Below are 13787 nucleotides of genomic sequence, written 5' to 3'. Positions count from 1 at the left end.
ATATTAACCTACTATATCTTTTAAGGCCTTATATGTCTCTTGATACCAATTTTCAAAATTATCCTGATTGTCATATTGTGCAAACACACTGTTTGAATCTTGACCGTTATCAAGTGATTTTTGAATCGTTTTTCGATCTGTCTCTGCTTTATCTTTTAAACAATTTTCTAATTGAGTTCTTAATGTTGCACCATTATCACAAGCTTTTGTTGTATAAAGTTTTTTATTATTAACTGTATCAACAGAAGTTTGAATAACTTCTTTCATAAGATTTGATTCAATCTTAACTGTTTTTTCTATCGCTGAAAACTGATTGGCATCTTTAGTAACTGGTAAATAACCAGAATCAATAGAAAATTTAATATTTTGTTCTTGTTGTGTAAACCATTTTAAAAACTCAACAGATCCTTCAACATGTGCTTCATCACCTGTAGTAACAACCATTCCAGCTCCCTGCTGAACAGCATATGCTTCACCATCTTTAAAAGTTGGTGCTTCTAAAACTTTCACATCAATCGGATAAGAATTCTCATCATCCACAATAACCTGTTCTGGAAAGAATGTTGCTCCTGAAGAAGATCCAACGAAACTAATAATATTTCCTAATTTCACATCATCACTTCTAAAACGCCCTTCTGCTTTAAAATAACCATGAATATAAGGCGTATAATAATAATCCCACAATTTTTTAACAGCATCTTTATCAAAATCCAAAGTTGCCTTTCCACTATCACTTACAGTAATAATATCATGTCCTAATTGCTTTAAACCAATAACAATATAATTAGCCATGGCATCTCTACCAAAAAAAGCTTTCCCATCATTTGGTGTTGGTGTCATCTGATCAGTATACTCATAATATTTTTTAGCTGTTGCACATAACCCTTCAATAGTTGATAAATCTTCTAATTTTGCTCCTGTCACTTTAGCAAATTTATTAAAATCTGTCATGTTAATCATCATAATCTCTGTAGATTTAGCCGTAGGAAAAATTTTCAGAGCATCATGAAACATTCCTTCTTCAATATATCCATCTACATAAGCAGAAAGTTCTTTATCTGTAAAATAAGGCTTTAAATCCTGGACCAAACCTAAAGCATCCACTTGATAGGCTGTATCAGCATATGCCGCAAAAATATTTGGAACTTCTTTAGATCCCACTTTTTTATTAGCAGCATCTAAGACACTTTCCCCTAATTCATTGACATTACCAAAACCTGTCACCTCAACAATAATTCCTTTTTCTTTACCAACCGTTGTATTAAATTGGCTTACCAAAGCGTTAAAAGATTCCAATTGTTTTCCAGTGTAATAATTCCACAATTTGACTGTAACTGGATTATCTGGATCTAAATAGCTCTTCGAAGAGCATCCTATACACATTAACAAAGCCACACAACATAGTACTTTCATTATTTTCTTCATATATAAAACTTCCCTTCAATCGTTAATCTAATCATACCATTATTACCAAATATTTACAATAAAAACACTATACCCCGGAGTTCAAGGATTGATAATATGACTCTATTCCATCACTGATTGATACTGCTAACTTCTTTTGATATTTACTACTTTTTAGCTGACCACGTTCATTCTCATTTGATAAAAAACCACATTCGATAAGAACACCCAAAGATTGTGTCGCACGCACAACATAAAAACTGCATGGTGAAATATTCTTACGTGTCCCTGTCACTGGTTTCATACTATCATGAATATTTTGTGCCAACCTTTTTCCTTCCTGACTATTCTGATAATAAAACACTTGTGATCCCCATGCTCCAGATGATGAAGAGTTCAAATGAATACTTAAAAACAAATCCGGCTTATATTCATCAATTTTTAAGACTCTTAAATACATATCATCTTGTTTAGAATAATTATAATCACGTTTTGTCATATCTTGATCATCAGTACGTGTCAAATAAATGGTTGCTCCCCTTGATTCCAATTCTTCTTTTAACGCAAAACAAATCTTTAAATTCAATTCATCTTCATTGACCTTTCCAACATTAGCCCCATTATCCATTCCACCATGTCCTGGATCCAAAACGATCACTTTTTTAGCAAGAGATTGTGATGATGAGACACTAATCACTGGTTTAAATATTAATGAACATAATGCAAACATAAAAACAAATGGTATTACTTTTTTCATATCATCACCCAAAACATTATATGCTTTAAATCAAAAAAGAGAACTGACAATCATGTTCTCTCATTTCTCTATTTATTCATGTGAATATGACTATGATACTAGAAAAGAAAACAGTATAAAAAGATGATGCATTCATTCTAAATCATTATCTATAATCTCATTTTATAATAATATCCTATTAATATAGTTTTTCAAAGTAATCATATTTTTGTGTTTCTTCATTAAAAATCGCAACAAAATCCTTATTTTCCGATATATAAACTTTATAACCTATGTTATCTTTAATAATTTGACTAACTTCTAAATCATGACTCGGAACTGCTATCATATCTTTTGTTGTACTTTTTACACATCCATAAAATGTATAATCTTTATCAATATCACCACTTTTATTCATAGTGGTTCCATAGATATATCCATTCACATGAATAGTAGGTTTAGTAAAATTACCATCAACATCATCTTTAGTGAAATAATTTTGACATAAAACAAATAAAAATACACCAATACATAGACAAATCAGTAAAATTTTTATACCTTTATTTCGCAAACAATATTTACTCATTTTAAATCCTCTTCTCTTCATGTTCTTATATATAATGACTCATAAGTTTGGACAATCAATACAGAAGCATCTGTTTCTATTTAAATTGTCCAACACAAAATCTCAATCTACAAATTCTATCAACGATAGAAATAAATATGTATTTCAAAAATTATTCATTCTCTTTTATGAAATGATTATGTTTATCAAAAACATTTGTTTGTAAAGACTGATTAAGACTTAATGAATTTATTTTTGTTAAAAAAGTATCATTTCCGTCACTATCAATCAAATGAGATTCAAGTAAAATACCAGTAGCAGAATCAATAATGAAGCGTGCCGAAACTGCATTATGCTTTCCTTTATAATAAGCGTTTAATACTGGTTCAACGATTACACAGTCTCTGTCTAAATATTTTTCATTCGATACAATATTCCAACCGCTCAAATCTGTACCTATAAAGCCAATTGCAAAATCTTCTGGTAACAAAACAGTTTTCGTGATTCCCATAAGCGAAGTTTCTGTTTTTCTAACATATGAATCCTGAGCATCAGTTGTTGCTATTCTATCTTCTATTGTATTATCTGCTACAATGCCTTGATTCTGTGAATCAGGAGTAGATATTTTTTGATAATGAAACTGACTTGATCCGCTACTCGTTGCAAGTTCTTCTAAAGAAAGTTGAGTTGCAAGATAATCTTGACTTCTATATACCGAATAATATTCACCATTAAAAATACTTTCCTCAAATGGTTCTACAATACTTTTTGTTTTTAAATTTCTAAATGTATTCTTTTCATATGACTTTGAATTTTCAATATCAACCACAAAGTCTATATCCATATCAGTTTCAGCATTTTTTGAATAATATCTAAATGATCCAGAAGCATTTTTAAAATAATCAGTTGAATTAATCATCATATTTAACAGTTGTGTCTTATCTGAATCTGAATTAGTAAAAACTTTTACACTTTGCTGACTTGATGTCATTTCATGACTTGAACTTGCTTTTACATCATCTAACGGACTGATATGATAATTTGACATGAATCCAGTCATTAATACTCCCAATGCAATACCACCAATTAAAATTTTATTTCCCTTTTTCATGAATAGAAATCTCCTTTATTTTTTGTTTACAATCATAAAACAAGCGACTTAAATAACTTTCATAAATATTCTATAACCAATTCATAAGCATAAGAAAATCAAAATTATCTGCTTATTTACAACCAAATTATCATAATTTTAAGACTATGTAAAGGTATTACGTATATAATGCATATTTAATGTATAACATGTGCAATTCCTAAACTATAGAAGTGTTTTATTTTTTACTTTGATTAAAGAATATTGCATGATTAACATTATATTTACTTTTAAATATCAATACTTATTTCATATATCCTAATAACACAAAATAATAATCATTTTTTACCTTAAATTTTCAACTTGTTATTTAAAATGAATAGGTCTTTGTTTTCTTTCGTAAGTCTTTTCCGATTGTTAATAACATTGTTATGTAGCATGCTCCTCCACCAATAAAATTACTAATTGCTTCAGCAATAAAAACACCATCAATACCTATAAACATAGGTAATATCACTGTTAAAGGCGCGACAATAATAACCTTTCGAAAAACAGAAAAGAAAACAGCTTGTTTAGATTTTCCTAATCCTACTGCTATTGCCTGCCCAGTCATCTGAAAAGACATCATAAAGAAACCAAAAAAGTATAAACGAATTGCTTTTGTTCCATGCATAATCATATCTGAATTATGACTAAAGATTCTAATAAAGAGTTCTGGAAATGTTGTGACTGATAGCCATAAAATAAGACTTGTTATTAAGGAAGCAATGGTTACATATTTCATACCTTGTAAAACACGCTGATATTTTTTTGCTCCATAATTAAATCCCAATACTGGTTGAGAAGCATTAGCTAATCCTTGACCTGGTAAAGAGATGACTTCACGAATGGAATTGATAATTGTCATAATAGCTATATAGAGATCTCCACCATATATCTGTAGTGTTGAATTACAAACGATAGTGACTATTGAATTTGTAATTCCCATCATAAAGCCAGCCATTCCTAGTGAAAATATACGTTTCACGTGATGTATCTGAAGATGCATTTTTTCTTTTCTAATTTTTAAAATTGTTTTTTGTCCTGTTAAAAAACGAAAAGTCCACACTGCAGATACAAACTGAGAAATAACAGTTGCTAGAGCCGCTCCTTTAACCCCCATTGAAAAAGTAAAAATAAACACTGGATCTAAAATAATATTTGTTATGGCACCTAAAAGGACAGTCATCATCCCAATTTTAGCAAAGCCCTGACTATTAATAAAACTATTCATACCAAGTCCAATTAATACAAACAATGTTCCTAATAAATAAATCGTCAAATAATCATTAGCATAACCTATTGTCTGTGAACTTGCTCCAAATAACCACAATAATTGTTCTTTAAAAATCAACCCAATTCCCATAATAAGAATAGAAAAAATAATCAAAAGTGTAAAAGAATTGCCCATAATTTCTTCTGCTTCATCTATTTTTCCTTGTCCTCTCGCAATTGAACATAATGGGGATCCACCCATTCCAAACAAATTCGCAAAAGCAATAATAATAGATATAATGGGCAGACACAATCCTAGTCCACCCATTGCTAAAGTAGCAGCCTCAGGAATTCTTCCAATATAAATGCGATCTATGACGTTATATAAAACATTAATGAATTGAGCAACTATCATTGGCCCTGCTAAATGTAATATATGACTTGACATCTTCCCTTTTGCAAAATTATTTTCATCAACACCCATGCAACATTCCCCCTATGTTTTGCATTATACAACTCTTTGAGATGTTTCGTAAACTTTTTTCGATAAATTGAAAATGGTAGTTACATTTTTGATGAAACTACCACTATTTATTCTTTTCATATCCTCATTGATTTTATGACTTTTCTATATTCTTTTTATCAATAATTAAAATTCATGAGAATGAATGATTTCTATTTCATGCGAAAAGTATTGTTCACAAAATGAAATGGCTTGTTCAATCTCTTCAATATTATAATGACTTTTAGGTGGAACAACTATCCATTTATCCTCAACATCATCTTGTCTATGTACAATGGCATAGAGTTCGCCTATAAATTCACTGACTGGTTCATTAACCCCTAAAACATAAGCATCTTGTTCTTCCCCATCGCCTGCAATCACACCTTCAATATATCCATAATTAACTGGATAATAAAGATCTGGATATTGAGGATGGTAACTACCTAATGGTCTATCTATAATCACTTTTATCATCATATCCTCCTGTTATCTCTAATTCATTTCCATCTGGATCTTGAATTGTAAAATACCAATATGGAGCAGCTATATTTACATAAAACAATGGTGAAACTTGACCTATATTTAAAGCTTTTACTCTTGTATATTCCTTTTTTAAATCATCAACTTCAAAATTCAAAACAATATTTGTATTTGTTATATGTTTTGGAAGTTGAAAATATTTCTGATAAGCATCATTATAACATTGTAAAACATCTTTAGAAGAATTCATTTTATCTAGATCATACTGAGCATTATATAATGCGAATACATTCCCAATATCAAATTGTGCCCAACGATTTTCATTTTGATATGTGGGTTCTTGTTGTAATAATTTCTGATAAAAATCTAATGATTTTTCCATATCTGTCACACATATATACGTACATCCGAGTTTCATCAATATTTATTCCTCAACTAGTTCTTCTAAGCGTTCAACATATTCACTTTCAGAAGACACTTTCTTTTTTGAACTTGCCTTAAACTTATTGACTGCACCTTTTGCACGAACAATTGATTGTAATGTCCCTGCGCCTGCAATACATCCTCCAGGACATGCCATACCTTCTAACAGATAACCATCATAAACACCTTTTTTAGCATCCTGTAACATCTTGCGGCAATTACGTAGACTTTCTTCAGCATGTACCTTCACTTCAACATCAGGATGTGTCTTATGGATACAATTCACAACTGCCTGAGCGACTCCTCCACTGACTGCAAAACCACGTCCATCAGCTGTTGCTTCACCCAATTCTTCTTCCTCTGTTAAATCTTCAAAATGAATATCTTTTGCTTCAAACATACCCATAATTTCTTCAAAAGTTAAAACAAAATCAACATCACTACGAACTGATTTACGAGAAGCTTCTAGCTTTTTAGCTGCACATGGTCCTACAAAAACAACTTTACAGTCTGGATGATCTTTTTTAATCATACGAGCAGTTAAAACCATTGGTGTTAGCGCCATAGAAATATAAGGTTTAAATTCTGGAAACAATTTTTTAGCCATCACTGACCAGGCCGGACAACATGACGTTCCCATAAACGGTTGTTCTTTTGGAACTTTACTTAAAAAATCTTCAGCTTCTTCAACTGTACATAAATCAGCGCCAATAGCCACTTCAACTGTATCTTCAAATCCTAATGCCTTCATCGCACCCTTTAATTTTTCAGGTGTGACTTTTGGTCCTAATTGTCCTACAAAAGCCGGTGCTACAGCTGCATAAACTTTATATCCCTGCTTCATTGCAGTAATCAATTGAAAGATTTGTCCTTTATCACTAATTGCACCAAATGGACAATTCACCAGACACATTCCACAAGACACACATTTATCATAATCTATATCTGCATGTCCATTCTCATCAGTACGAATAGCATCCATACCACATGCTTTTGCACATGGTCTTTCCATTTTCATAATTGCTCCATAAGGACAATTTTTAATACATAATCCACATTTGATACACTTTTCTTGATCAATAACGCTACGTCCATCAACAATACTTATAGCATCTTTTGGACACACTTCTTTACAAGGATGTGCTAAACATCCTTGACATGCATCAGTTACTTTTACAACATTATCTGGACATGCATGACAAGCAAACTTAATAATATTAATAAGTGGTGGTTCATAGTATTTTTCAGCAATAATACTATTACTAATACCAGTAGGTAGTGGAGCATGCTGATCAATTGGGCGTAATGGCAGTCCCATTGCCAAACGTAATCTTTCTCCAACAATTGCTCTTTCTAGGAAAATACTTTCACGATAAGTTGCTACTTCTCCTGGGATAATTTTGTATGGCAATTCTTCTATATTTGAATAATCCCCGTTATATGCCATACGTGCAATTTCAGTAAAAATTTTTCGACGAATATCTGTAACAGACGAATAAATTCCTCTCATAACTCTATACCTCCTATTTCTCTTATATCATATCATTTTTATGATTGAAGAAAAATAAAAAGCGTGTTCAAGATAAAAAAAGAAAGACATTTAATCTTTCTTTCTCATGTAGAGTATGGTTTGATCATGACAAATATATTTTTGAAAGTGTGATTTTTCAAGCAAACGCTTTGAAGCTATATTATCTTGAAACGGTTTTGCATAAATATATTGAACATTCTTTTCAACAAATAACCATTGTATGAATTTTTCAAGAACAAGACTCATAATCCCTTGATTCCAATACTGGACATCTAACCAATATGCTAACTTAACCTTATTATCACTTTCATAAAAACCAGCTATACATCCAATCATTTCTTCATCTAACAAAATAACTTTTGCTTCATCATTTGATTGACTCAATATCTTTACTGTTTTTTCACATTCTTCTAAAGTTTTGGGAAAATCATCATTCATATATTGATAAAGTTCATCAGAATGTGAATGTTTATAAAACAATTCTCCATCATCCTGATGCCAACATCGAAATGTAATAGGTAGATATTTTTGATAAAAGAAATCACGTGCTTCTTTCATTTTTCGATGAGGAAAAAGCAACTGATGATTTTCAAAAAGATAACGAATATATTCATAACATGCTTTTTCCAATGATATTTCAAGTGCTTTTCCAATTTGAGGTAAATAAGGTGGAATTCCTTTCTGATCCCAAGAAATTTTATCAGCTAAAAACAAAACCATATCATACAAAGATGGGTTTGCTTTTAATGTTGTATGACATGCAATCGCATTTAAGATACGTTCATCTTGTATCTGAAATATATCTTGTGCTATCCAAATTGATACTATTTGGTGAAGCAAGAAAGGATATTTTTCTTCTGCTTTATCTAGTATATAACCATTTTTTAGGGCTAATTTCTTCATATCATCGCTCTTTATAATAGCACTAATATCATGTAATAATGCACTTTGATAGCAGAGATTCTCATCTAGGTTGAATCGTTGTGCTAATTTTCGACTTGTTTGAGCAACGGATAAAACATGTTGTTTCGTTGTTGTTTTATGATTGATATCAAATAATTCTGAAATATCTGACTGCAGATCATGGGATAATTCAATTGCCTTGATATAATTAAAATCCATAAAATCAATCATGACTGATATTCCTTTACCCCATGCATTATCAAATCCATAATTTCTTCCTCTGTCTCAAATTGATCATATTCACCCATATGACTACCCTGATAATGATAAACAACCCCATTTTCTTCATTTCTTTTTAAACATTCCAACAACTTTTCTTCTCCATATATACCAATAAATTTAGCAAATGTTCTGACTCTTAACTTATTTAACATATGATTATCACAAGGGAAATCCTGACATTCCCAACATCCTTTTAAATTTTGTTTTTGACAGCATTGAAAACATTGGCACCATTCTTTATCATGACATCCCTCTTGTCGACATCCAGGACAATCCTTTGCCTCACGACAAAGACAGCAAGCCAATCCACAATATGCAAAACCTCTTTCTTCATTCATTTTCAAACACTCCCTATGGTTTAATATAAGCAAAGCCTTGACTTTGTTTCAGGGCTAACTCTACAACACCTGCATCAACAACGACAACTTCTTCCAACAAATCTTCTAAAGCAATCTTTTGTCCTCGCAAAGCATTATGACAAGCTGCAAACTGTATTCCTTGACATGATAGTTCTTTGAGTTTCAAAGCCAATGCACTGTCTTTAACATAATCTTTCACAGCAAGACTATTGGCTAAAACTTCAATTTGATATGGGATATGATGACTTCGGTAATATGCTTTCATATTTTCAACATTGCCAAGACATAATGACCACTTTTCTCTTTCGTCAATATGATAAATAACTTTCATCAATTTTTATACCTTCTTTCTTCTCTTTGAATCCATTCCATAATAATATCAACAATATACTCAACTTGTTCTTGATTTAAATCCGTTCCCATTGGAATAGAATGCCATTTATAAAGACATTTGCGACAGCAAGTTGCTGTCGCATGCTGGGCAATAAAAACAGGATGCCCTCTCATTGGTGTCTGTTTTCCATCATTGATTATCGTTTTGGGTGCTAATCTTTTATTAATAAAATCATATGCATGCTGACGGATTGTTTCTAAACCTTTTTGATTGATATATTCAAAATCTTTAGTTTGAAGATGAAAACGACTTCTAAATGTAGAACGAGACAATCTTAAAAACAATTGTTCATGATTTTTCAATCTCATCATTAACTCTTCACCTGCTTTTCATGAAAATAAGGAGCATAGAAACGATATTGTTTTCGTCCATTGTTTTTTGCTACATAAAGTGCCTGATCAGCACGATTATAAATATCATCATAAACTTCACCATCTTGTGGATATAAAGCAATTCCCATGCACAATGCGATTGAATAGCCCTTATATTCACGAATAATAGCATGATGAAGTTTTCGCATAATCCCTTCTATATCTTTATCATATTTAAAGAAGAGCATAAATTCATCTCCACCAACTCTAGAAACAATACTTTCATCATTCACATTTCTTAACAATTCATTTGCTACATACCTTAAAACATCATCACCAAACATATGCCCAAAATGATCATTAGCTTCTTTAAAATAATCCAAATCTATTAGTACCAAAGCATATTTAGAATTATTCTTTTTTGACATCAATAATTCAATTTGATCTCTTGCAGCTTTATGATTCCATAATTTTGTTAATGAATCGTGATTCGCAATAATTTCCAAATGATTCATTTTAGTATATTCTTCATGAATATCCACACATTTTCCAATGACATTAATCATTTCATGCGTTTCTTCCAACCATAATGGGCGTGCTAAAATCTTCATCCATCGGTGTTCACCCTTAATATTCATACGAGCCATCATTTCAATAATTGGTTTTTCTAATGTTGCTAATTCTATTTTATTTTTTAATTTATCTAATGAATCTTTGAGAATAATATTTTTTATTAAAGAATTCTCAAATGGTTTCACTATAATTTCTGGTATACATAGATGCATTGCACCCCATTCAGATAAAGATAATATATCTGAATTGATATCATATTCAAACTGAATTTCTCCAGACATTGATGCAAAAAATCTATATTTTGTTCGTTCTTGTTCTAATAAGGCTAAAGTTCGATTAGAAACACTTGCATTTTTCAGTAATTGTTCTTTCACATTTTGGGATTCTGTCTCAAGTAACTGATGCGAAGAATAGGTATCAAGTTTTTGTCTTAATTTCTCACCACTATTATAAAAACATTCCAGTAACTCTGGATTAAAGCATCCACATTCTCCGTTTTTTATCATTTCCATAGCTTTTTCATGTGTAAATGCTGGCTTATATACACGCTGACTCGTTAAAGCATCATAAACATCTGCCAAAGCAACAACCTGTGCAGCAAATGGAATATCATCACCAATGAGTCCATCAGGGTATCCTTTACCATCATAGCGTTCATGATGCCAACGACAAATGTCATGAGCGATTTGAATCAAATCTTCCTGTTGATAATAAGGAACATTCTCAAGCATTTGTGCACCTAGAGCACTATGGGTCTGAATAACTTTAAATTCTTCTTTTGTTAATTTTCCAGGCTTATTTAAAATTGTCTCTGGGATCATGATTTTTCCAATATCATGTAAAGCTGAAGCATTAACAACTTTTGAAATATAAGATGAAGAAAAAGAATATTGATCAGATGAACGTGATAACTCTTGCATTAAAAATTCAGTAATAATACGAATACGTAATACATGTAATCCACTTTCACCATTACGAAATTCAACAATATGACTTAAAATTTCAACCATAAGGAGATTGTTTTTTTCTTTTTCTAAGATTTGTTCAGTCACCATATTCTCTAACATCTTTTGTTTTGCATACAATATTATAGTATTATTGACTCTTCGCTGAACAGTCAATTCATCAAATGGTCTATTAATATAATCTGTAACGCCTAAATCATAAGCTTTATTAATATATTGAGATGCTGTTTCTGATGTAATCATGATAACTGGTGTACTTTGAATCCACTGATTATGATTCATAATTGTTAAAACTTCAAAACCATCCATGACAGGCATAACAATATCTAAAAGAACCAAACTAATACTTTCAATATGTTTTCCCATATACTCAATCGCTTCTAAACCATTTTCAACTTCTACAATATCATATTGATGAGAAAGAATATCTATTAACAATGAGCGATTAATATCAGAATCATCTACAATTAAAATCTTATCTTTATGTGCCATCGCAATTCACTCGCTATGCATCATGAAGCAATTGATGAATTGCATGAATTGTTTGATCATAATCTGCTTTTACATTCTGATAAAGATCATCAATATTTTTTTCATTATTTCTCAATGCTTCAGTAAGTAAATGACTAGAATCAGCTAATTTTTTCATTCCTAAATTAATTGTGACACCTTTTAATGTATGAACACTTCGAAAAGCCTGTTCATAATCTCCTTGTTCTAAAGCATCACTTAAATTTTGCATAGATTTATCTTCAGTAAATTTAATCAAATATTTCATGATTCTTTGTTCATTTATTAATAAATGAATAATTTCATCATAATCTCCGCCCATTGCTTCATAACACTCTTTAATTGTCATTATGACCCCTCCTTGTATTTATATTATTATATCATTTGAAATAATGATGTACAAGAAACATTACATAATCGTTTTGATTTGATCAGCATAGAAAAAGACACCATTTCAATCAAAATGATGTCTCTTTCATAATCAATTATTTCTGCTTCAAAATAGCTTCTACTGCTGCACAGGCAGGGCAATCACAATACTTTGCTCCAGCAGCCTTGATGTCTTTAGCATGCGTAGCAATATTTTGGGCAGTTTCTTCTCCAAAATACTCTGCTCCGGCTTTTGAATCTGCAAAGGCAATCAGTTGATCAATTGGCATAATATCTTCTTCTAACTCTAAAAAGTATTTTTTTGTCTCAGCCTCTTCATTTTCTGTTCCAACAGCATCAAGCCATTTTTGGGCAGCAACTTTTAATTCCTGACAACAAGTTGGTGCCTCTATTAATTCATGTGTTCTTAAAATAATATTATTTAATTTTTCTTTATCCATAAATATTCCCCTTTCTTACTATTACAGTAGCATATTTATTTTATGAAAACAAATTTAAACGCTTGCATTTTTGCAAATTATATAATAAAAAAGTTTTTGTCACAATCTTCAATTTATCTTGTCAAATAATATGAGGACATTTCAATATGACTTGTTCTTAAATTTTATATTATGAGGAGGACAAAATGAATAAGATTTTATTAACTGCTTTGCTAGGAATATTGATTGGAGCCATTGATATTATACCTATGATTAAAATGAAATTAGACAAATACTCAATTCTATCAGCATTTTTATTTTACTTTATGTTATCTTTTATAATTGTGAATGTTGATTTATATGGAATAAAATGGTGGCTTAAAGGTGGGATTGTTGGTTTTTCTCTTGCCTTACCAACAATCATAATGGTTGCTAAAGAAGATCGTAAATCGGTTTTACCGATGTTGATTATGTCTATCGTTTTAGGGACAATCATAAGTGCAATTGATTATTTTTGGATATCATAATGTTTTAAGCAAATAGAAAAAATTCCGTCAAGGAATTTTTTTGATTGAAAACAAATATTATTTAGATTATTTAAAAAGATAAGATGAATATTTAATACTTAATACAAAAATAACTGATAAAATGGGGATTATTAATTAAATCAGTACTATCATTTGGGCAAAAGTG

16 protein-coding genes are annotated in these 13787 nt (G+C 30.8%); 1 reads left to right on the top strand and 15 read right to left on the bottom strand.

From position 1 onward, the window contains the following. Window positions 1–3: 3 nt before the first annotated feature. From BN1865_RS04140 to BN1865_RS04070, 15 genes are all read right to left on the bottom strand, one after another. Complete coding sequence (locus BN1865_RS04140; protein WP_050636005.1) at window positions 4–1425, bottom strand: extracellular solute-binding protein; 1422 nt, start codon at window positions 1423–1425, stop codon at window positions 4–6. Window positions 1426–1492: 67 nt separating this feature from the next. Then, window positions 1493–2161, bottom strand: coding sequence for an N-acetylmuramoyl-L-alanine amidase family protein (locus BN1865_RS04135; RefSeq protein WP_050636004.1), 669 nt, complete (start codon window positions 2159–2161; stop codon window positions 1493–1495). Window positions 2162–2339: 178 nt separating this feature from the next. Continuing rightward, on the bottom strand, window positions 2340–2726 hold the full coding sequence (locus BN1865_RS04130) for a hypothetical protein (protein ID WP_050636003.1): 387 nt from the start codon (window positions 2724–2726) through the stop codon (window positions 2340–2342). A gap of 151 nt (window positions 2727–2877) precedes the next feature. After that, complete coding sequence (locus tag BN1865_RS04125; RefSeq protein ID WP_050636002.1) at window positions 2878–3816, bottom strand: hypothetical protein; 939 nt, start codon at window positions 3814–3816, stop codon at window positions 2878–2880. A 349-nt stretch (window positions 3817–4165) separates the two neighbouring features. Further along, window positions 4166–5533 (bottom strand): MATE family efflux transporter, encoded by a 1368-nt coding sequence (locus BN1865_RS04120; RefSeq protein WP_050636001.1) that lies wholly within the window; start codon window positions 5531–5533, stop codon window positions 4166–4168. A gap of 165 nt (window positions 5534–5698) precedes the next feature. Continuing rightward, complete coding sequence (locus BN1865_RS04115; protein WP_232780321.1) at window positions 5699–6028, bottom strand: inorganic diphosphatase; 330 nt, start codon at window positions 6026–6028, stop codon at window positions 5699–5701. Next, window positions 6006–6416 carry a VOC family protein gene (locus tag BN1865_RS04110; protein ID WP_232780320.1) on the bottom strand — a complete coding sequence of 137 codons (411 nt, stop codon included), beginning with the start codon at window positions 6414–6416 and terminating at the stop codon, window positions 6006–6008. The genes BN1865_RS04115 and BN1865_RS04110 overlap by 23 nt, the downstream gene beginning before the upstream one ends. Window positions 6417–6458: 42 nt before the next feature. Next, window positions 6459–7967: a 4Fe-4S dicluster domain-containing protein gene (locus BN1865_RS04105; RefSeq protein WP_050635998.1), complete on the bottom strand. Its 1509-nt coding sequence runs from the start codon at window positions 7965–7967 to the stop codon at window positions 6459–6461. A gap of 90 nt (window positions 7968–8057) precedes the next feature. Beyond that, on the bottom strand, window positions 8058–9122 hold the full coding sequence (gene yqeK, locus BN1865_RS04100; RefSeq protein ID WP_050635997.1) for a bis(5'-nucleosyl)-tetraphosphatase (symmetrical) YqeK: 1065 nt from the start codon (window positions 9120–9122) through the stop codon (window positions 8058–8060). Beyond that, window positions 9119–9511: a DUF3795 domain-containing protein gene (locus BN1865_RS04095; protein WP_050635996.1), complete on the bottom strand. Its 393-nt coding sequence runs from the start codon at window positions 9509–9511 to the stop codon at window positions 9119–9121. The genes yqeK and BN1865_RS04095 overlap by 4 nt, the downstream gene beginning before the upstream one ends. A 13-nt stretch (window positions 9512–9524) precedes the next feature. Continuing rightward, window positions 9525–9863 carry a DsrE family protein gene (locus BN1865_RS04090; RefSeq protein ID WP_050635995.1) on the bottom strand — a complete coding sequence of 113 codons (339 nt, stop codon included), beginning with the start codon at window positions 9861–9863 and terminating at the stop codon, window positions 9525–9527. Further along, a complete protein-coding gene (locus BN1865_RS04085; protein ID WP_050635994.1) occupies window positions 9863–10237 on the bottom strand; it encodes a DUF4186 domain-containing protein in 375 nt (124 codons plus the stop codon). The genes BN1865_RS04090 and BN1865_RS04085 overlap by 1 nt, the downstream gene beginning before the upstream one ends. After that, window positions 10237–12267 (bottom strand): GGDEF/HDGYP domain-containing response regulator, encoded by a 2031-nt coding sequence (locus BN1865_RS04080; protein ID WP_050635993.1) that lies wholly within the window; start codon window positions 12265–12267, stop codon window positions 10237–10239. The genes BN1865_RS04085 and BN1865_RS04080 overlap by 1 nt, the downstream gene beginning before the upstream one ends. A gap of 13 nt (window positions 12268–12280) precedes the next feature. Then, the gene (locus tag BN1865_RS04075; RefSeq protein ID WP_232780319.1) at window positions 12281–12634 is read right to left on the bottom strand and encodes an Hpt domain-containing protein; all 354 of its coding nucleotides are present in this window, start codon (window positions 12632–12634) and stop codon (window positions 12281–12283) included. A 136-nt stretch (window positions 12635–12770) separates the two neighbouring features. Beyond that, the gene (locus BN1865_RS04070) at window positions 12771–13115 is read right to left on the bottom strand and encodes a hypothetical protein (RefSeq protein ID WP_050635991.1); all 345 of its coding nucleotides are present in this window, start codon (window positions 13113–13115) and stop codon (window positions 12771–12773) included. Window positions 13116–13300: 185 nt separating this feature from the next. On the opposite strand from BN1865_RS04070, the gene BN1865_RS04065 reads away from it, so the two are divergent. Next, complete coding sequence (locus BN1865_RS04065; RefSeq protein ID WP_050635990.1) at window positions 13301–13621, top strand: hypothetical protein; 321 nt, start codon at window positions 13301–13303, stop codon at window positions 13619–13621. Window positions 13622–13787 lie beyond the last annotated feature (166 nt).

The sequence above is a fragment of the Candidatus Stoquefichus sp. SB1 genome (assembly GCF_001244545.1).
GTDB lineage: Bacteria > Bacillota_I > Bacilli_A > Erysipelotrichales > Coprobacillaceae > Stoquefichus.
Note: the sequence above shows the minus strand (reverse complement) of the source record. Positions and strands in the feature narration are given on the sequence as shown.

Bases quoted from the DNA above. Each gene is read 5' to 3' on its own strand.
- BN1865_RS04105 (WP_050635998.1), bottom strand. From the start codon at position 7,967: ATGAGAGGAATTTATTCGTCTGTTACAGATATTCGTCGAAAAATTTTT.
- BN1865_RS04090 (WP_050635995.1), bottom strand. From the start codon at position 9,863: ATGAAAGTTATTTATCATATTGACGAAAGAGAAAAGTGGTCATTATGT.
- BN1865_RS04125 (WP_050636002.1), bottom strand. From the start codon at position 3,816: ATGAAAAAGGGAAATAAAATTTTAATTGGTGGTATTGCATTGGGAGTA.
- BN1865_RS04110 (WP_232780320.1), bottom strand. From the start codon at position 6,416: ATGGAAAAATCATTAGATTTTTATCAGAAATTATTACAACAAGAACCC.
- BN1865_RS04065 (WP_050635990.1), top strand. From the start codon at position 13,301: ATGAATAAGATTTTATTAACTGCTTTGCTAGGAATATTGATTGGAGCC.
- yqeK (WP_050635997.1), bottom strand. From the start codon at position 9,122: ATGATTGATTTTATGGATTTTAATTATATCAAGGCAATTGAATTATCC.
- BN1865_RS04085 (WP_050635994.1), bottom strand. From the start codon at position 10,237: ATGATGAGATTGAAAAATCATGAACAATTGTTTTTAAGATTGTCTCGT.
- BN1865_RS04120 (WP_050636001.1), bottom strand. From the start codon at position 5,533: ATGGGTGTTGATGAAAATAATTTTGCAAAAGGGAAGATGTCAAGTCAT.
- BN1865_RS04140 (WP_050636005.1), bottom strand. From the start codon at position 1,425: ATGAAGAAAATAATGAAAGTACTATGTTGTGTGGCTTTGTTAATGTGT.
- BN1865_RS04075 (WP_232780319.1), bottom strand. From the start codon at position 12,634: ATGACAATTAAAGAGTGTTATGAAGCAATGGGCGGAGATTATGATGAA.
- BN1865_RS04070 (WP_050635991.1), bottom strand. From the start codon at position 13,115: ATGGATAAAGAAAAATTAAATAATATTATTTTAAGAACACATGAATTA.
- BN1865_RS04115 (WP_232780321.1), bottom strand. From the start codon at position 6,028: ATGATAAAAGTGATTATAGATAGACCATTAGGTAGTTACCATCCTCAA.
- BN1865_RS04095 (WP_050635996.1), bottom strand. From the start codon at position 9,511: ATGAATGAAGAAAGAGGTTTTGCATATTGTGGATTGGCTTGCTGTCTT.
- BN1865_RS04080 (WP_050635993.1), bottom strand. From the start codon at position 12,267: ATGGCACATAAAGATAAGATTTTAATTGTAGATGATTCTGATATTAAT.
- BN1865_RS04135 (WP_050636004.1), bottom strand. From the start codon at position 2,161: ATGAAAAAAGTAATACCATTTGTTTTTATGTTTGCATTATGTTCATTA.
- BN1865_RS04130 (WP_050636003.1), bottom strand. From the start codon at position 2,726: ATGAGTAAATATTGTTTGCGAAATAAAGGTATAAAAATTTTACTGATT.